Origin of the sequence: Pseudomonas idahonensis (assembly GCF_037903935.1) — a bacterium.
GTDB lineage: Bacteria > Pseudomonadota > Gammaproteobacteria > Pseudomonadales > Pseudomonadaceae > Aquipseudomonas > Aquipseudomonas danubii.
In genome coordinates, this window is sequence record NZ_CP149586.1 from 1,384,821 (window position 1) to 1,401,097 (window position 16,277).

A 16,277-nucleotide genomic window follows, 5' to 3' on the forward strand; every position below is an offset into this window, starting at 1 on the left:
CTCTATCTGGTTTCAGCGACGGATACGGGCTTGGAGGAAGGACAGGACGTCGGCCACGGGCAGCGCTTGTGCCTGGGCTTCGGTACGGCTCTTGTATTCCAGGTTGCCTTCGGCGAGGCCGCGGTCACTGACCACGATCCGGTGAGGAATGCCGATCAGCTCCATGTCCGCGAACTTGATGCCCGGGCTGGTTTTCTTGTCGCGGTCGTCCAGCAGCACTTCGAAACCGGCGGCAGTCAGTTCTGCGTACAGTTTGTCGGTGGCTTCGCGAACCTGCTCGGTTTCGTAGCGCAGCGGTACCAGGGCGATCTGGAACGGCGCCAGGGTATCGCTCCAGATGATGCCGTTTTCATCGTTGTTCTGCTCGATGGCGGCCGCCACCACGCGGGACACGCCAATGCCGTAGCAGCCCATTTCCAGGGTCACTGGCTTGCCGTTTTCGCCCAGCACTTCGCACTTCATCGCCTTGCTGTACTTGTTGCCCAGCTGGAAGATGTGCCCGACCTCGATGCCGCGCTTGATTTCCAGGGTGCCCTTGCCGTCCGGGCTCGGGTCGCCGGCCACCACGTTGCGCAGGTCGGCAACAGTCGGAACCGGCAGGTCGCGTTCCCAGTTGACGCCGAAGTAGTGCTTGTCGTCGATGTTGGCGCCGACGCCGAAGTCGCTCATCAGCGCCACCGAGCGGTCGATGATGATCGGCAGTGGCAGGTTCACCGGGCCCAGGGAGCCGGCGCCGGCGCCGATGGCGTCACGCAGCTCGGCTTCGGAGGCCATGACCAGTGGGCTGGCAACGCCAGGCTGGTTGGCGGCCTTGATTTCGTTCAGTTCGTGGTCGCCACGGATGATCAGGGCGATCAGCTTGCCGGCTTCTTCGGCATGCACCACCAGGGTCTTGACGGTCTTCTCGATCGGCAGGTTGTAGCCTTCCACCAGCTGGGCGATGGTTTTCGCGTCAGGGGTGTCAACCAGGCGCATCTCTTCGGTTGGAGCCGGGCGCGAGGTTTCGCGCGGCACGGCTTCAGCCTTCTCGATGTTCGCTGCGTAGTCGGAACCGTTGCTGAAGACGATATCGTCTTCGCCGGACTCGGCCAGTACGTGGAATTCGTGGGAGCCGGCGCCGCCGATGGAGCCGTTGTCTGCTTCAACCGGGCGGAACTTCAGGCCCAGGCGGGTGAAAACGTTGCAATAAGCCTGGTGCATGCGGTCGTAGGTGACCTGCAAGGACGCCTGGTCGGCGTGGAAGGAGTAGGCGTCCTTCATGATGAACTCGCGGCCGCGCATCAGACCGAAGCGTGGGCGGATTTCATCGCGGAATTTGGTCTGGATCTGGTACAGGTTCAGCGGCAGCTGCTTGTAGCTGCTCAGCTCGTTGCGGGCCAGATCGGTGATCACTTCTTCGTGGGTCGGGCCGGCGCAGAAATCGCGACCGTGACGGTCTTTGAAGCGCAGCAGCTCAGGGCCGTACTCTTCCCAGCGACCGGATTCCTGCCACAGCTCAGCCGGTTGAGTGCTCGGCATCAACACTTCAAGCGCGCCCGCGGCGTTCATTTCTTCGCGAACGATGGCTTCAACCTTGCGCATCACTCGCAAGCCCATCGGCAGCCAGGTGTACAGGCCGGAAGCCAGTTTACGGATCATGCCGGCGCGCAGCATCAGCTGGTGGCTGATCACGACCGCGTCGGAAGGCGTTTCTTTCTGTGTGGCGAGCAAATATTGACTGGTACGCATGGTAGGCCGTTGTCGGTTGCTGAGACTGGAAGTGACGGAGCATTGTACGGGCGAGTTCCGCTGGCGTACAGGATTGCGCTTTGAGGGGACGGGAGCCGCGGAGAAAAGCCGCAACTCCCGGGATTTTCTAGGATTCCTCGCCCACGACAGCGCCCTTGGCGGGCTGCTCCGACGGGTCTTTCGGTCCGGCGCGGCGGCTCTCCTGGAACCAGTGAATGGCGATCAGAATCAGGGTCGGCACCCCGAGTATGGCGGTGATGAGGAAGAAGTCGTGATAGCCGTATTTTTCCACCATGACTCCGGAATAGCCGCCGATCAGGCGTGGAAGCAGCAGCATGATGGAGCTGAGCAGGGCGTACTGAGTGGCCGAGAACTTGAGGTTGGTCAGGCTCGACAGGTAGGCGACGAAGGCGGAAGTGGCCATTCCCGAGCTGAAGTTGTCCAGGGAAATGGTGGCAATCAGCATTTTCAGGTTCGGGCCCATGTCGGCGAGCATGAGGAACAGCAGGTTGGTGCCGGCAGACGCGGCACCACCGATGAACAGGATCGGCAGGATGCCGAAGCGCACGATCAGCAGGCCGCCCATGCCGGCCCCAAGCAGGGTCATGATCAGGCCGAAGATCTTGCTGACCCCGGCAATCTGGTCCTTGGTGAAACCCTGGTCGATATAGAAAACATTGGCCATCACGCCCATGACCGTGTCCGACATGCGATAGGTGGCGATCAGACCCAACAACAGAAAGGCTTGCCAGCGGTAGCGCAGGATGAAGTCGTTCACCGGGGTCAGCACCGGCGCCAGGCCCCGGCGGCCCATGGCCGACAGGCACAGGGTGCTGAGGGTGATGTAGAGGATCGCCCGCAGGAAGGCCCGGTCTTCCAGCAGCAGGTCCAGCAGGCTGACGCCGTCGAAGATCACGCTGGCGAAGTCGGTGTTGTACAGCTGGGTAAAGGTGGCAGGCACTGAAACCAGGAGCACGATCAGGACGAATACCGAGATCAACTGGTGGGCGAAGCTGTAGCGCCCAGCCGACAGTTGAGTGCGCAATGGCACTGCAGGTTCACGCATCAGCAGAGTGGTGAGCAGTGCTGGAATCATCAGCACGCCGAACAGCACGTAGGTACCGGTCCAGGCCGAATGCTTGTAGCTGAAACCGGTGGAGCCGAAGCCTTCGGCGAAGAACAGCGCGCCGGCGGTGGCCAGCAGTACCGCGACCCGGTAGCCGGACATGTAGCTGGCGGCCAGCGCGGCCTGTCGACTGTCGTCGGCGATTTCCAGGCGATAGGCGTCGATGGCGATGTCCTGGGTCGCCGAGGCAAAGGCCACGACCACCGCAATGGCGATCAACCAGGACAGGTGTTTTTGCGGATCGCAGAAGCCCATGCCGATCAGGCCGAGTATCACCAGGACCTGGGCCAGTACCAGCCAGGAGCGGCGTCGGCCGAGCTTGCCCAATAGAGGCAGGCGCCATTGATCGAGCAGTGGCGACCACACCCATTTAAAGGCATAGGCCAAACCGATCAGGCTGGCGTAGCCGATGGTTTCGCGGGCCACACCGGCCTCGCGTAACCACACCGAAAGAGTCGAGAACACCAGCATGTAAGGCATGCCGGCAGCGAAACCAAGCAGCAACAGCACGAGCGTCGAGGGGCTGGCATAGGCGGCAAGTGCGGCGCGCCAGGTTTTACGGGGCATGGGCTGAAGTCTGCCTCAGATTACGGAAACAAAGCGCGCACTCTAACCGCTGTGCTCTACCGGGCGCCAGCCATGGCGCTGAATATCCACGCGATTGTTCAGGATAGAGACACCTTCGCCGCGCAGTCTGGCGCGCTGCTCGTCGCCTGATGGGCTACCGACGGGCAGGCTGATGCGGCCGCCAGCACCGAGTACCCGGTGCCAGGGCAGGCTGGTATCGGCGGGTAGCTGACTGAGGGTGCGTCCAACCCAGCGCGCGGCCCGGCCCAGGCCGGCCATTTCTGCCAGTTGGCCATAGCTGACGACCTTGCCTTCGGGGACTTGGGCCAGGGTCAGGTACAGCGCCGTGCGTCGGATTTGCGCGGGGGTTTGCGAGTCTTCGCCGTGTTCGGTCACATTCGCGGTTCCAGATAGGGGCAGGGGCACGGGGCGGTTGTGAGGATGAAAGTCTTGTGAGTATTGAACTCACTCTCGATACCCGGGTCAGTCCTGACTAAGGCTTGTTCAGCAGGAATAATGCCGTTTTTTTTCGCAAGATCGAGTCCTGTATTGCTTATGTTGCCTAGAACGTTGCTGTGTTTCGCGGTGCTCAGCGCCTCCATGCCTGCTCTGGCCGATACCGTCTGGTTGAAGAACGGTGACCGGTTGAGCGGCAAGATCAAGGTTTTCGACGGCGGTAAGCTGTTGATCCAGACCGATTACGGTGGCGCCATTTCCATTGATTGGAAGCAGGTCAAGACCCTGGAAAGCGATCAGGAGTTGCTGGTCAAACAGGATGCCTACACCGGGGAAAAGGCCAAGTCGCTGCAGGCGGCGGAGGAGGGCAAGGTTGTCCTGGCCAACGGCGAGGCGCCCAAGACCGTGGAGTTGGCCAGTATCCAGCAGATCATGAAACCCAAGCCGCTGGTGGAGGATGTGGTCTGGAAGGGCAATGTCGACGTGGCCATGGATTACAAGCGTGCTGAAAAGGACACCGATGACTATGACATCGACTTCAAGACTTCGGCGCGCCATGGTGCCTGGCGTCACAACGCCCAGGGTGAGTACAACCGTGAGTTCCAGGATCAGGTGGTGACTACCGACAACTGGAATGCCGAGTACGCTCTGGACCGCTTCATTACCGAGAAGTGGTTCTGGGAAGGACGCCTGACCTACAAGCGCGACAAAGTAGAAGATCTTGCGCGGCAACGGGTGGTGGGTACGGGTCCCGGCTACCAGTTCTGGGACGATGAGCTTGGGGCGTTCTCCTTGGGCTCGCTGCTCAACCGCACGGATTACGAGTACGCCGATGGCGGTAAGGACAGCTTCTACTCACTGGCGATGAAGTGGGATTACAACCGTTACCTGATTGGCAAGCGGGTGGAGTTCTTCACTAATGGCGAAGTGGGCAGACCGTTTTCCGGCGTCGCCGATTACGCGCTGGATGCGGAGATGGGGCTGCGCTACAAGGTCACGGACTGGGCGTCGCTCAACCTCAAGGCGGAAAAGGATCTGATCCGCGGTACCGAGGACAGCGACTTGGATAAGACCCGCTATACCGTGGGCTTTGGCGTGACCTGGTAACGGGGTACCAGCCAGGTGCATTCGCGAGGATGCGCCTTGGCTGCACGCCGCAAAAACCTGCGGGCACAAAAAAGCCCCGCTGTTGAGGGCGGGGCTTTTTACTGGATCAGTACAAGTTAGATAACTTGAACTTCTTCAGCTTGCATGCCTTTCTGACCGCGGGTAGCGATGAAAGAAACCTGTTGGCCTTCTTTCAGGCTTTTGAAGCCGTCGGATTGGATAGCTTTGAAGTGTACGAACAGGTCGTCACCGGATTGTGGAGTGATGAAGCCGAAGCCTTTTTCATCGTTGAACCACTTAACGGTACCGGTTTGGCGATTAGACATGGTGTATCTCCTTGGACAAAGTTAACTGCGACTCAGGAAAAGCCCTGGCCGAGACTGAGTGCAAAGAGCAGGAAAAATTCTTGGAGATGGTTGGATCGAAATTCAACATCGTGTAGAGATTCTCAGTGACACAAGCAGCACAGTGGCGCCACCTTAACCCTTTTTCCTGAACGTGCCAATGGCTAGGGCCAAGGTTTCTCGGTTTTCGTGACTGACGGCCCGTCGTTCGTCGCCGAACCCTTGAAAATCCTGGTGTCGGGCGAGAAAAACGTCCCGGACTTTGAACCCGACCCCGCGCCCCGGTAAGATGCCGGACAGATTTTTTTCACCTCGTTATTTCAGGACACCCGCCATGAGCATCAAATCGGACAAGTGGATTCGCCGCATGGCGCAAGAGCACGGCATGATCGAGCCCTTCGTAGAGCGCCAGATGCGTGGCGAAGGCCCGGATCGGCTGATCTCTTTCGGGGTGTCGAGCTACGGTTACGATGTGCGTTGCGCCGATGAATTCAAGGTGTTCACCAACATCAATTCGGCCACCGTCGACCCGAAGAACTTCGATGAAAAGAGCTTCGTCGACATCAAGAGCGACGTCTGCATCATCCCGCCAAACTCCTTCGCCCTGGCCCGTACCGTCGAGTATTTCCGCATTCCGCGCAACGTGCTGACCATTTGCCTGGGCAAGAGCACCTATGCCCGTTGCGGCATCATCGTCAACGTGACTCCGCTGGAACCCGAGTGGGAAGGCCACGTGACCCTGGAGTTCTCCAACACCACCACCTTGCCGGCCAAGATCTACGCCAATGAAGGCGTGGCGCAGATGCTGTTCCTGGAGTCGGATGAAGAGTGCGAAGTTTCCTACAAGGACCGTGGCGGCAAATACCAGGGCCAGCGTGGCGTGACCCTGCCGCGTACCTGATTGCGTCCGTCTGACAAATAGCGGGAATTCCTGAGCACACCCACACTCTATTGGGTGTATTTCCGGTATGCGCAAGGCGTACCGGGCACAGCTCAGGAGTACCCCATGAAGATAGATCCGCGAATCAGCGCCACCTTGGCCAGGCTGGAACCCAATCAGGTTGGGGTATTGGCCTGGACCCTGCTGGCACATCCGCCTGTCAACATGGCAGGCGGCATTCCCGGTCAGCCCGACCCGGACTCTCCGCAACCCCCAGAACCTACCGAACCTGGTGAGCCCACTTTGCCGGACGAGCCGCCGCCCGCGCCTGTGGCTTGAACTCACTGGATACCGTCAGTCGCCCCGTCCGCGACAATCTTGCGCGGACGGTGGCGTTCTACGCGGCCGCTACTTCAGGTTGCCACTGAGAAACTGCTGCAGGCGCTCGCTTTTCGGGTTGCCCAGCACCTCCTCAGGAGCACCTTCCTCTTCCACCAAGCCCTTGTGCAGAAACAGCACCTGGCTCGACACCTTGCGGGCGAAGCTCATCTCGTGGGTGACCATGATCATGGTCCGGCCTTCCTCGGCCAGGCCCTGGATCACCTTGAGCACCTCGCCCACCAGCTCCGGGTCCAGGGCTGAGGTGGGTTCGTCGAACAACATGACTTCCGGCTCCATGGCCAATGCCCGGGCGATGGCCACTCGCTGCTGCTGGCCGCCGGAGAGGAAGGCCGGGTACTGGCCAGCGACGCGGGCTGGCAGGCCGACCTTGTCCAGATAGCGCCGGGCCCGTTCTTCGGCGTCCTTGTTACTGACTCCCAGCACCCGACGCGGGGCCATGGTGATGTTTTCCAGCACCGTCATGTGGCTCCACAGGTTGAAATGCTGGAACACCATCGCCAGGCGCGTACGAATCCGCTGCAGCTCGGCAGGATCGGCCACGTGCATGCCGTGGCGGTCGCTGACCATGCGGATCTGCTGGCCATCCAGGCTCATGGCGCCGTCGTCGGGGGTTTCGAGAAAGTTGATGCAACGCAGAAAGGTGCTTTTGCCCGAACCACTGGCGCCGATCAGGCTGATCACGTCACCGGTCTTGGCCTTCAGAGACACACCTTTGAGCACTTCATTGTCGCCGTAGCATTTATGCAGGCCTTCAACGGTCAGTTTGTACATGGGGCTTGCATCCTCAAGGCGAAAGTAGATAGCCGCTGCGATAGGCCTCGCGGCCGGCGACATGGGCGATCACCATGCCGGCGGTGGCCATGCGCCGCAGCGAGCGGGCATACAGGAGCCCGGCATTGTTGCAATGGATAGGGGTAACCCGGTCATGGATCGGGTCGATGATTTCAGCCACCAACTGCCCGGCCTCCAGGTACTCCCCCGGTAGCGCAGCGAACACCAGCAGCCCGCCCACCGGCGTCGCCACCGGTTCGACCGCCGCCAGCGGCGTGGCCGGAAAGGGCAGCTCAGGCAGCGGCGGAACCTGGCCGGCAATGGCGCCGAAGCGGGTCAGGTAGTCCAGCATGGCCTGGCAGTCGAGGCTGGCCAGGCCGTGGTTGACGTCGCCCTGACCACGCAGCTCGACCGTGACCGCAAAGGTGCCCGTGGGAATGGCGAAGTGTTCGCCGAAGCGCTGTTGCAGTTGCCACCACAGCAGGCTGAAGCACTCGTCGAACGACCAGGCCGCGGAGTCGGTGGCCAGGAGGCAGGCTTCGGCGCCGAGGTAGCGGGCCAATGGCTCTACCTGGGGCCAGGCTTCGGGGGTGGTGTACAGGTGCGCCACGGCTTCGAAGTCGCAGTGCAGGTCCAGCACCATGTCGGCATCGCAGGCCAGCCGTTGCAGGGCCAGTTGCAGGGACTGCAATTGCGTCTGTGGTCGTTGACGGCTCAGGGCATCGCTCAGGTGTCGGCGAATCAGGTCGAGGTTGTGCTGCGGATCGTGAGTGAGCAGCCCTTCGATGGCGTTGCCGACCTCTTCACTGAGGTCGACGAAGCCGCGATTGAAGTTCTGCCCGCTTTCCAGCTGGTAGCGCCCCAGTGGAACGTCCATCAACACCTGTTCCAGGCCCACCGGATTGGCCACCGGCACCAGGACTATTTCATGCAACAGGCGACCGGCGGCTTCCAGCTCCGTCAGGCGTTGCTTGAGGTGCCAGGCCACCAGCATGCCGGGCAATTCGTCGGCATGCAGGGAGGACTGGATGTAGACCTTGCCTTGGGCCTGGGCGGGGCCGAAATGAAAACTGTGGACCTGGCGCGCGGTGCCCGGCAGCGGAGCGAGCAGGTCGTGGATCTCGTGGCGCATTGGTGATTTCCCGGCAGCAAGTCCTAGTGGGTCGGCCCGAGGAAGGCCAGCCAGCGGCGTTCAGCGAGACGGAACAGGCCCACCAGGGTGAAGGTCACGCACAGGTAGATGATGGCGGCGATACCGAACGACTGAAACGTCAGGAAGGTCGCCGAGTTGGCGTCCCGGGCGATTTTCAGGATGTCGGGAATGGTCGCGGTAAAGGCCACCGTGGTGGAGTGCAACATCAGGATCACTTCGTTGCTGTAGTAGGGCAGCGAGCGGCGCAGGGCCGAAGGCATGATCACGTACGCATACAGCTTCCAGCCGCTCAAACCATAGGCCTTGGCTGCCTCCACTTCGCCGTGGGCCATGCTGCGGATCGCCCCGGCGAAAATTTCCGTGGTGTAGGCGCAGGTATTCAGGGCAAACGCGAGGATGGTGCAGTTCATCGCGTCGCGAAAGAACGCGTCGAGCAGCGGTTGCGCGCGGATCGCGGCGATGCTGTAGATCCCGGTGTAGCAAATCAGCAACTGGATATAGAGCGGTGTGCCGCGAAACAGGTAGGTGTAGAACTGCACCGGCCAGCGGATGTAGCGCTTGGGCGAGACCCGGGCGATGGACAGCGGGATCGACACCAAAAAGCCAATGCAGATCGAGGCCGTGAGCAGCCACATGGTCATGGCCAGCCCGGTCATGTGGTAACCGTCGCTGTAAAGGAAGGGACGCCAGTATTCCTGCAGGAGTTCGATCATCGCACGGCCTCCCGGGCGCCGGCGGCATAGCGCCGTTCAAGCTTGCGCAGGACGAAGTTGGAGGCGCTGGTGATCAACAGGTAGATCAGTGCCGCCAGGACCAGGAAGTAGAACAGCTGATAGGTGCTCTTGCCGGCATCCTGGGCGGCCTTGACCAGATCGGCCAGGCCGATGATCGACACCAGGGCCGTGGCCTTGAGCATCACCATCCAGTTGTTGCTGATGCCCGGCAGGGCGAAGCGCATCATCTGCGGGAAGACCACGAAGCGAAAGCGCTGGCCGCGCTTGAGGCCGTAGGCGGTGGCCGCTTCTACCTGGCCCCGGGGCACGGCGAGGATCGCCCCGCGGAAGGTTTCGGTGAAATAGGCGCCATAGATGAAACCCAGGGTGATCACCCCGGCGCTGAAAGGGTTGATCTCAATGTATTCCCACTCCATGAAGTCGGTGAAGGAGGTCAGCCAGGTTTGCAGGCTGTAGAAAATCAGCAGCATCAGTACCAGGTCCGGCACCCCGCGGATCAGGGTGGTATAGAGCTGGGCGGGGACCCGCAGCAAGGTAACGCTGGAGAGTTTGGCACTGGCGCCGAGCAGGCCGAGCAAGACGCTGACCAGCAGCGACAACACCGACAACTTGATGGTCATCCAGGTGCCTTCCAGCAGTAGAGGGCCGAAACCCTTCAGGCTGAAGGCGGAAAGCCCCAGGTTTTTTAGAAGTTCTTCGAGCATTGATCAATGACCCGTGGCGATAAAAAAGGCGCCCATCGAGGATGGGCGCCGGCAGGTTATTTACCGCTGTAGAGGTTCAGGTCACCGAAGTGTTTTTTCTGGATGGTGGCGTAGGTGCCATCATCGTGTAACGCTTTGATACCTTTATCCAGGAGCGCTTTCAGCTCTTTGTTACCTTTTGAGATACCGATGGCGGTCTTGGACGGCAGCAGTGGGTCATCTACCGGCTTGCTGACCTCGTAGCCCGCGCCCTGCGGCGATTTGAGGAAGCCCAGTTCGGCTTGCAGCATGTCCTGGATCGAGGCATCCAGGCGCCCTGAAGTCAGGTCGGCATAGACCTGATCCTGGTTCTGATAGGCCTGGGTCTTGACTCCTGCCTTGTCCAGTACGGCCTTGGCATAGGCTTCCTGAATGGTGCCCTGCTCATAGCCCACGGTCTTGCCCTTGAGCGAGGCGGTGTCTGCGCTCAAGCCCGAACCTTTCTTGAACACGAACGAGGTGGGACCGGAGAACAGCTCGTTGGAGAAGTCGATGACTTTTTCCCGGGCCGCAGTGACGGTCATGGACGAGATCACACCGTCGAATTTATTGGCTTTCAGCCCGGGAATCATGCCGTCGAAGTCACTTTCGACCCATTTGCACTTGACCTTCAGCTCGGCACAGATGGCGTTGCCCAGGTCGATGTCGAAGCCCACCAGGCTACCGTCGGCGGCCTTGGACTCGAAGGGGGCATAGGACGGATCGACGCCAAAGCGCAGTTCCTTGTATTCCTTGGCCAGCGCGGAGCCGGCGGCCATGCAGAGAGCCAGTGCGGAAAGGGTCAGCAATGCTTTTTTCATTATTCAATCCCTAAGAACCAATATGAGCGCTTGTGGCGCATGAGTACTGTTACTGGAACGCATAAGACTTATTGAAAGTAGCAATTTCCGAACCAGAGCCCCGAACAAGTGTTTTAAAAGCAGTTGGCAACACTTGGGCAAGGCCTGTTGTGCACTGAAAGGAGGCGTGTGGGCGGCGCGGCGCCAAGAGGGGGCGGCGATGCTGGGGAGCGGACTACGAGGCGCTGCAGAGCGGATGTCCGCTGGTTTGTGCGCTGGCGTCTGCAGAGCGGAGTGATCGTTATGGGGCGACGCCGCTGGCGCAGGATGCGCCAGCGGGTTCGGCAGGAGGGAGGTTACTTGCCCGGGACCAGGGTCAGGCGGGTCTTGCCGTAGCTGCGTTCGAAGTTCTGCGGTTGCATCGGGAAACTCAGGTACTGGGCCTTGAGCCAGCCGTCGATGCCGTTGGCGTAGTTCGGGCTCACCGGGTTGCTGGATTGGCCACTGCTGTTGAGGCCCATCAGCGGCTCGCTCAGCGCGAAGTCGACGACGAAACGCAGGGCCGGGGTCGTGGTGATGGCAAAGTCCTGTCCCCAGCGATAGCCGGCGCTGTTGACGGTGTTCTGGTCGCCACCGGCCTGCAAGGGGGCGCGTATCGCCTGGCCGCTGTTGCTGGTCCAGCGGTAGCTGTGCAACTTGCCCCACTGCCAGGCCTTGCGGTCCGTGCCCATCAGTTGCTCGCCCGAACTGACGGCCGCCGCCAGGCTGCGGGCGAGAATGGCCGGCTTGTCCTCTTTTTGCCCGTTGCGCGAGTCGCCCCAGAACGGGCTGTCTTCCCGGCTCAGAAGATGGTCGGCCTGGGCCGGATAGGACAGGCCCGCATTGGCGACGAAGGCTTGCCAGGCAACGCCGGACTCTGGACCAAGCTGTTTGAGGAAGGTCTGCTTGGCGCTTTCCTGGAGGAACAGTTCGTAGAGCGCGGCGTCGGCAGAGCCGGCACTGAGCTTGCCGTCGAACGCCATCAGTCGGCTGTAGGCTTCACGGGCCTTGGCGCGGTCTGCATCGGGCAGGGCGTCGATGGCGTTTTTCAGCGGCTGGGCCATGCCCGGCGCCTCGAACATCTTCTTCAACTTGGCCGCGAACAGGGTGGTCTGGTCGTACTGCAGGGCAATCAGGCTGCGGTTGTCCTGCTTGCCGCCCGACAGCCATTGGCCGATGCGCTCGGCCCGCTCCGGAGCGTCCCAGGAGTTGGACAGCTGCATGCCGTAACCGCGGGGGATGACCCGCTGATTGGCGGTGGCGATCCAGCCTTGCGCCGGGTCCTGGTCATAAGGGTGGAGCATCGGGTCGGCGTAGCCATCCCAGTCATAGCGTCCGTCCCAGCCGGGAGAGGGCAGCAGGCCTTCGCCCTCGCGGCGGTTGGGGAAGCGCCCGGTGACCTGCCAGCCGATGTTGCTGGCATCGGCATAGACCATATTCAGGGCAATGGCGCGGATCTCGCGGCTGGCGTCGGAGGCCTTCTCCACATTCTGGGCCCGTGACAGATCGAAGAACGCATCCAGGCTCCTGTCGTCCTTGAGCTCCGGCATTTGCAGCGCCAGGCCGTAGCCACTGGCCAGGGCATTGTTGGCGTTGATCCCCAGGGTGCTGTTGAGCAGCGGACCGTGGCGGGTTTCGTACACCGCTTCGCGAATTGGCCGCTGTCCTTTGATGAAGTAGGTCTCGTTGCGAACGATGACCGGCTGCCATTTTCCATTGTTCTGGTAGTACAGAGCGTTGCCCTGGCGTTTGAGTTTTTCCAGGAACAGGTCCTGGTTGTCGCCCATCGCCGAGCTCATGCTCCAGGCCAGCTTGCCGTTGAAGCCTTGCAGAATGGCCGGTAGACCAGCGATCGAGGCCCCGGCCGCCTGATATTTCGGCGCGCGGATCTGTGCGTAGTACCAGGCGCCGATCTGGCTGTCGCTGGCCAGCAGGCTGCGACCGCTGCGAGCGCGCTGCGGGGCGACGGCCAGGTTGCTGCCGGCCGTGACACCCAGTGAGTTGAGGGTCGACATCTGCTTGGCGGCCAGGCTGAGTTCACTCAAGCCCGGCACATGCAAGGCCAGCCCCTTGAGCTTGTCGGCCTCGGCCGTGGGCAGCGGTTCATCGGGGTAGCTCGGGGTCAGCCAGGGCAGTTTGTCGCTGCCGACCTTTTGTGCCAGTACCAGGCTGTTGATCTCTTCCAGCAGATTGGCGGACTGGCCGAAATTCAGCAGGCAGAAAATCAGTGCCGAATCCTCGGCCTTCCAGTATTCAGGGATGTAGCCGCGGGCGGCCAGGTCTGGCGGCAGCTTGTCGCGGTAGCGGAACAGGTAGGCGTTGACGCCTCGAGCGTAGACCTCGAAGAAGCGCTTGATCCGTGGTGATGAGGCCTTGTACAGCTCGTCGGCGCTTTTCTTCAGATTCACCGCGCGCATCAGGCGGTCGACGTCTAGCACCTCGGCGCCGGACATCTCCGCCAAGCGGCCCTGGGCCAGCAGGCGCAGGGTGACCATCTGCTCGATACGATCGCTGGCGTGTACATAGCCCAGGGTGAACAGCGCGTCGTGGAAACTGTTGCTTTCGATCAGCGGTACACCGACGACGCTACGCCTAACCGAAACATTCTGCGCCAGGCCCTTGAGGGGCTGTACGCCGGAGGTGGGTGGCAGGCTGTTTTGAGTGTTCCAGGACTGGCAACCGGCCAGGGTGAGAGCACCGGCCACTGCCGCGGCAACGCCGAACCGGGGAAGAAAATGTGAGAGGGCTGGCGAGGCCATGGCAAAGCTCCTGCGGGGGGTAGCGTCGATAAAGGCGCTACGTTAGTGAGCAGGCGAGTGCCGCGCAAGCGGGGGCTGGAGGTATTTCTTGACCGCGCCACAAATAGCCAGCGCCGGAGCGCCGTCATCTGTCGTTTCATGCTCGACGATGGCACGACAGCAAGCGTCTGCATTAGGTCGTGCGGTGTGTAATGAGTGGCTTGCCTGTCACAGCAGGTGATGTTGAAGTTGGCAAAATTCAATGACGTTCCAACGGAGAATGTTGCATGCCCATTCCGGCCGACACGGCGCTGCTAATCATCGATCAACAGCAAGGCATCCTGCATCCCCGGCTCGGCCCACGAAACAATCCCGAGGCAGAGGAGCGGATGCTCGAGTTGCTGGCCCATTGGCGCTCCCGGGGTTGGCCGGTGATCCATGTGCAGCATCTGTCGCGCTCGACGGATTCGGTGTTCTGGCCCGGGCAGTCCGGCGTGGAGTTTCAGCCGCGTTTTCGTCCGCAAACGGCGGAGGGACTGATTCAGAAACAGGTGCCGGATGCCTTTTGTGGCACCTCGCTGGAGGCGGATCTGCGCCAGCAGGGGATCGGGCAGTTGGTGATAGTCGGTGTGGCCACCAACAACTCGGTGGAGTCGACGGCGAGAACCGCCGGTAACCTGGGCTTTGCGGTATGGGTGGTGGCCGACGCCTGCTTCACCTTCGACAAGCGCGACTTTGCCGGTCGAGCCCGTTCTGCCGAGGAGGTGCATGACATGTCGCTGGCCAACCTGCACGGCGAGTACGCCACGGTGTTGAACCTGGCGCAGCTTTTTTAGGAGAGGCCGGACGGCGACGTGGCGCGGACAGGCCTCTTGCGCAATCAGATCAAGCGCCGTGGCACTTCTTGAACTTCTTGCTGCTGCCGCATGGGCAAGGATCGTTGCGGCCAACGTCTTTCAGCGCGTTGCGCACGGGTTCCTGGTGGGCGTGGTTGCAGTGCGGACCGTGAACATGGCCATGGTCATGATCGTGGTGGTCATGATCGTGGTTGCAGTCCGGGCCATGGACATGAGGTTGCTGGGTCATTGCGGGTTACTCCGGGATAAAATCGCCGGGAATTATCACGCCATTGCGCTTCAGGTGCACGTCCTGGCCGATGAATAATCCGATTTCCAGCTCCCCTTCGAGGCGATAGGGGATCGGCCGTTCGGGCTTGCGCAACAGTTTCACCACATCCCGGATCTGCGGCCAGAGATTGGTGCGCACCGGCACCTTGAAGTAGCGGCTGCTGTGGGGCGTGACGGTGAACCAGTGTTCATGCTCGCCCTCGCTGAGCAGAAAACGCTCCAGGTAGACCCGGTAGGTCAAGCGGCGCACGGTCAGGTCGCTGTCATTGGGATTGTCGACCCGCAGGTGCAGGGTGAAGCGCTGCTCCAGCAGGTTGGCCTTGACCACCTCGACCTTGACCAGGTGGACCGCAGGGGCCAGGTCCTCATCGGTGAACCAGGACGCGCATCCCGACAGGCTCAATAGTCCGAACAGGCAGACGGCCCGTAGTGCGCGCAGTTCACCGATCATTGCAAGACTCCCTTTGAACCCCCTGTACCCGTCCTGGGCATGGGGTGCCTGGCCTGCAAAGGCTCAGCGTGTGAAATAGCCGGCGCAGCACTTCTTGAATTTTTGCCCGCTACCACAGGGGCAGGCGTCGTTGCGTCCGGCATTCAGGGGCACGGTGGGGTCGATGAAATACCAGCGTCCATGATTCTGCACGAAGGACGAGCGTTCGCGATGGCTGTGTTCGCCCTGGTTGTCATGCCAGCGCGCAGTGAAGGTGACGAAGGCATGTTCGGGCTGACCGCCGAAGACCTCCGAGCTTTCTACCTCCAGCCCCAGCCAGGTGCTTTGTGCGCTCCAGTCACTGATGGATTGGCGATCCAGGCCTGCCTGTTGTACGGGCAGTGTGGTGGCCAGCAGGTAGTCCACTTGCCCCAGCACGTAGGCGCTGTAGCGCGAACGCATCAGGGCTTCGGCGCAAGGGGCGGGATGACCGGCGTGGTAGTGGCCGCAGCAGGCGTCCAGCAGGTTGCCGCTGCCACAAGGACAAATCGAGGCGCTCATTGTGTTACCACCAATACTTTCCAAAGTTTTCCGGGTTCGCCCAGAAGCGGGCGTTGAGCCAGTCGGGCACTTGTTTGTATTCAAGCAGATCATAGGTAAACAGGGTCAGCACCTGTTCGTCCCGCTGGAAGCGTTCACTGGCCTGCAGCGCCAGGGAGAAAAAGTCGGTCTCCTGCCAGCCGCAGGCACTCAGGTCGGCCAGCACGGCAATCCGGCTGGCATTGAGGTTGCGAATGCCCCCAAGCAGGTTCAGGCCATCGCGCTTGGGCAGGTGCTCCAGGCAATCCACCGCCAGGGCCAGGTCGAAACGCCGTGCAGCCAGCTCCGCAGGCAAGGGGCCGGGGGCCGCCTGAGCCACCTCGGTAGCGGGATGAGCCTCCTTGAATGCGGCCAGGGCGGGGAAGTCGCTGGCGCCGATCAGCAGCAGCTGTTGGGGGGCGTAACGGTCCAGCAAGGCCGCCAGAGCCTGCTGGGGGGTACGGGTAGAAATTCCGGCGCTCATCGTAGCTCCTCGATCAGAACGCCCAAGACTAGCGTGCTGGCACCCTCGGGCCTAGAGCGGTTCGCCACTAAATCGGCGAACCTCCCGTAT

General features: G+C 61.4%; 18 protein-coding genes. 4 read left to right on the top strand and 14 right to left on the bottom strand.

The genetic code is table 11. The features are described from left to right. Positions 1 to 12: 12 nt before the first annotated feature. The 3 genes from WIN67_RS06280 to WIN67_RS06290 all read right to left on the bottom strand — a co-directional run bounded on the left by WIN67_RS06280 (position 13) and on the right by WIN67_RS06290 (position 3,847). A complete protein-coding gene (locus WIN67_RS06280) occupies positions 13 to 1,728 on the bottom strand; it encodes a proline--tRNA ligase (RefSeq protein WP_102861442.1) in 1,716 nt (571 codons plus the stop codon). 127 nt (positions 1,729 to 1,855) lie between these two features. Further along, entirely contained in the window at positions 1,856 to 3,421 is a 1,566-nt protein-coding gene (locus WIN67_RS06285; protein ID WP_102878606.1) for an AmpG family muropeptide MFS transporter, read from the bottom strand. Between the two features lie 42 nt (positions 3,422 to 3,463). Next, positions 3,464 to 3,847: an MGMT family protein gene (locus tag WIN67_RS06290; RefSeq protein ID WP_375106565.1), complete on the bottom strand. Its 384-nt coding sequence runs from the start codon at positions 3,845 to 3,847 to the stop codon at positions 3,464 to 3,466. Between the two features lie 129 nt (positions 3,848 to 3,976). On the opposite strand from WIN67_RS06290, the gene WIN67_RS06295 reads away from it, so the two are divergent. Continuing rightward, entirely contained in the window at positions 3,977 to 4,984 is a 1,008-nt protein-coding gene (locus WIN67_RS06295) for a DUF481 domain-containing protein (RefSeq protein WP_339070778.1), read from the top strand. A 116-nt stretch (positions 4,985 to 5,100) separates the two neighbouring features. Here the strand turns inward: WIN67_RS06295 and WIN67_RS06300 are convergent, their stop codons facing one another. After that, entirely contained in the window at positions 5,101 to 5,310 is a 210-nt protein-coding gene (locus WIN67_RS06300; RefSeq protein WP_002554837.1) for a cold-shock protein, read from the bottom strand. Positions 5,311 to 5,662: 352 nt separating this feature from the next. Here WIN67_RS06300 and dcd point away from each other — a divergent pair, with 352 nt between their 5' ends. Both dcd and WIN67_RS06310 read left to right on the top strand, forming a co-directional pair. Then, positions 5,663 to 6,229 (top strand): dCTP deaminase, encoded by a 567-nt coding sequence (gene dcd / locus WIN67_RS06305; RefSeq protein WP_016965530.1) that lies wholly within the window; start codon positions 5,663 to 5,665, stop codon positions 6,227 to 6,229. A gap of 105 nt (positions 6,230 to 6,334) precedes the next feature. Beyond that, entirely contained in the window at positions 6,335 to 6,547 is a 213-nt protein-coding gene (locus WIN67_RS06310; protein WP_102861446.1) for a hypothetical protein, read from the top strand. 69 nt (positions 6,548 to 6,616) lie between these two features. Here WIN67_RS06310 and WIN67_RS06315 read toward each other — a convergent pair whose 3' ends face one another. From WIN67_RS06315 to WIN67_RS06340, 6 genes are all read right to left on the bottom strand, one after another. Next, positions 6,617 to 7,381 (bottom strand): ABC transporter ATP-binding protein, encoded by a 765-nt coding sequence (locus tag WIN67_RS06315; protein WP_339070779.1) that lies wholly within the window; start codon positions 7,379 to 7,381, stop codon positions 6,617 to 6,619. Positions 7,382 to 7,394: 13 nt separating this feature from the next. Further along, entirely contained in the window at positions 7,395 to 8,513 is a 1,119-nt protein-coding gene (locus WIN67_RS06320) for a succinylglutamate desuccinylase/aspartoacylase family protein (RefSeq protein ID WP_267269483.1), read from the bottom strand. 23 nt (positions 8,514 to 8,536) lie between these two features. Then, positions 8,537 to 9,247 (bottom strand): ABC transporter permease, encoded by a 711-nt coding sequence (locus WIN67_RS06325; RefSeq protein ID WP_102861449.1) that lies wholly within the window; start codon positions 9,245 to 9,247, stop codon positions 8,537 to 8,539. Next, the gene (locus WIN67_RS06330) at positions 9,244 to 9,972 is read right to left on the bottom strand and encodes an ABC transporter permease (protein ID WP_339070780.1); all 729 of its coding nucleotides are present in this window, start codon (positions 9,970 to 9,972) and stop codon (positions 9,244 to 9,246) included. Before WIN67_RS06330 ends, WIN67_RS06325 begins: the two co-directional genes overlap by 4 nt. Positions 9,973 to 10,028: 56 nt before the next feature. Then, the gene (locus WIN67_RS06335) at positions 10,029 to 10,811 is read right to left on the bottom strand and encodes a transporter substrate-binding domain-containing protein (protein WP_102878612.1); all 783 of its coding nucleotides are present in this window, start codon (positions 10,809 to 10,811) and stop codon (positions 10,029 to 10,031) included. Between the two features lie 335 nt (positions 10,812 to 11,146). Next, a complete protein-coding gene (locus WIN67_RS06340; RefSeq protein WP_339070781.1) occupies positions 11,147 to 13,588 on the bottom strand; it encodes a penicillin acylase family protein in 2,442 nt (813 codons plus the stop codon). Positions 13,589 to 13,854: 266 nt separating this feature from the next. Between WIN67_RS06340 and WIN67_RS06345 the strand changes: the two genes are divergently transcribed. Then, a complete protein-coding gene (locus tag WIN67_RS06345; RefSeq protein ID WP_102878614.1) occupies positions 13,855 to 14,403 on the top strand; it encodes a cysteine hydrolase family protein in 549 nt (182 codons plus the stop codon). Between the two features lie 49 nt (positions 14,404 to 14,452). Here WIN67_RS06345 and WIN67_RS06350 read toward each other — a convergent pair whose 3' ends face one another. The 4 genes from WIN67_RS06350 to WIN67_RS06365 form a co-directional block, all read right to left on the bottom strand. Next, positions 14,453 to 14,653, bottom strand: coding sequence for an SEC-C metal-binding domain-containing protein (locus tag WIN67_RS06350; protein WP_007923047.1), 201 nt, complete (start codon positions 14,651 to 14,653; stop codon positions 14,453 to 14,455). A 6-nt stretch (positions 14,654 to 14,659) separates the two neighbouring features. Beyond that, complete coding sequence (locus tag WIN67_RS06355) at positions 14,660 to 15,145, bottom strand: LEA type 2 family protein (protein ID WP_102861454.1); 486 nt, start codon at positions 15,143 to 15,145, stop codon at positions 14,660 to 14,662. 63 nt (positions 15,146 to 15,208) lie between these two features. Then, complete coding sequence (locus WIN67_RS06360) at positions 15,209 to 15,685, bottom strand: YchJ family protein (protein WP_102861455.1); 477 nt, start codon at positions 15,683 to 15,685, stop codon at positions 15,209 to 15,211. 4 nt (positions 15,686 to 15,689) lie between these two features. Next, a complete protein-coding gene (locus WIN67_RS06365) occupies positions 15,690 to 16,187 on the bottom strand; it encodes a DUF6231 family protein (RefSeq protein ID WP_102861456.1) in 498 nt (165 codons plus the stop codon). Positions 16,188 to 16,277: the final 90 nt, after the last annotated feature.

What these genes read in the sequence shown, in the direction of transcription:
- WIN67_RS06280 (WP_102861442.1), bottom strand. Translation starts at nt 1,728, where the DNA reads ATGCGTACCAGTCAATATTTGCTCGCCACACAGAAAGAAACGCCTTCC.
- WIN67_RS06285 (WP_102878606.1), bottom strand. Translation starts at nt 3,421, where the DNA reads ATGCCCCGTAAAACCTGGCGCGCCGCACTTGCCGCCTATGCCAGCCCC.
- WIN67_RS06295 (WP_339070778.1), top strand. Translation starts at nt 3,977, where the DNA reads ATGTTGCCTAGAACGTTGCTGTGTTTCGCGGTGCTCAGCGCCTCCATG.
- WIN67_RS06300 (WP_002554837.1), bottom strand. Translation starts at nt 5,310, where the DNA reads ATGTCTAATCGCCAAACCGGTACCGTTAAGTGGTTCAACGATGAAAAA.
- dcd (WP_016965530.1), top strand. Translation starts at nt 5,663, where the DNA reads ATGAGCATCAAATCGGACAAGTGGATTCGCCGCATGGCGCAAGAGCAC.
- WIN67_RS06310 (WP_102861446.1), top strand. Translation starts at nt 6,335, where the DNA reads ATGAAGATAGATCCGCGAATCAGCGCCACCTTGGCCAGGCTGGAACCC.
- WIN67_RS06315 (WP_339070779.1), bottom strand. Translation starts at nt 7,381, where the DNA reads ATGTACAAACTGACCGTTGAAGGCCTGCATAAATGCTACGGCGACAAT.
- WIN67_RS06320 (WP_267269483.1), bottom strand. Translation starts at nt 8,513, where the DNA reads ATGCGCCACGAGATCCACGACCTGCTCGCTCCGCTGCCGGGCACCGCG.
- WIN67_RS06325 (WP_102861449.1), bottom strand. Translation starts at nt 9,247, where the DNA reads ATGATCGAACTCCTGCAGGAATACTGGCGTCCCTTCCTTTACAGCGAC.
- WIN67_RS06330 (WP_339070780.1), bottom strand. Translation starts at nt 9,972, where the DNA reads ATGCTCGAAGAACTTCTAAAAAACCTGGGGCTTTCCGCCTTCAGCCTG.
- WIN67_RS06335 (WP_102878612.1), bottom strand. Translation starts at nt 10,811, where the DNA reads ATGAAAAAAGCATTGCTGACCCTTTCCGCACTGGCTCTCTGCATGGCC.
- WIN67_RS06340 (WP_339070781.1), bottom strand. Translation starts at nt 13,588, where the DNA reads ATGGCCTCGCCAGCCCTCTCACATTTTCTTCCCCGGTTCGGCGTTGCC.
- WIN67_RS06345 (WP_102878614.1), top strand. Translation starts at nt 13,855, where the DNA reads ATGCCCATTCCGGCCGACACGGCGCTGCTAATCATCGATCAACAGCAA.
- WIN67_RS06350 (WP_007923047.1), bottom strand. Translation starts at nt 14,653, where the DNA reads ATGACCCAGCAACCTCATGTCCATGGCCCGGACTGCAACCACGATCAT.
- WIN67_RS06355 (WP_102861454.1), bottom strand. Translation starts at nt 15,145, where the DNA reads ATGATCGGTGAACTGCGCGCACTACGGGCCGTCTGCCTGTTCGGACTA.
- WIN67_RS06360 (WP_102861455.1), bottom strand. Translation starts at nt 15,685, where the DNA reads ATGAGCGCCTCGATTTGTCCTTGTGGCAGCGGCAACCTGCTGGACGCC.
- WIN67_RS06365 (WP_102861456.1), bottom strand. Translation starts at nt 16,187, where the DNA reads ATGAGCGCCGGAATTTCTACCCGTACCCCCCAGCAGGCTCTGGCGGCC.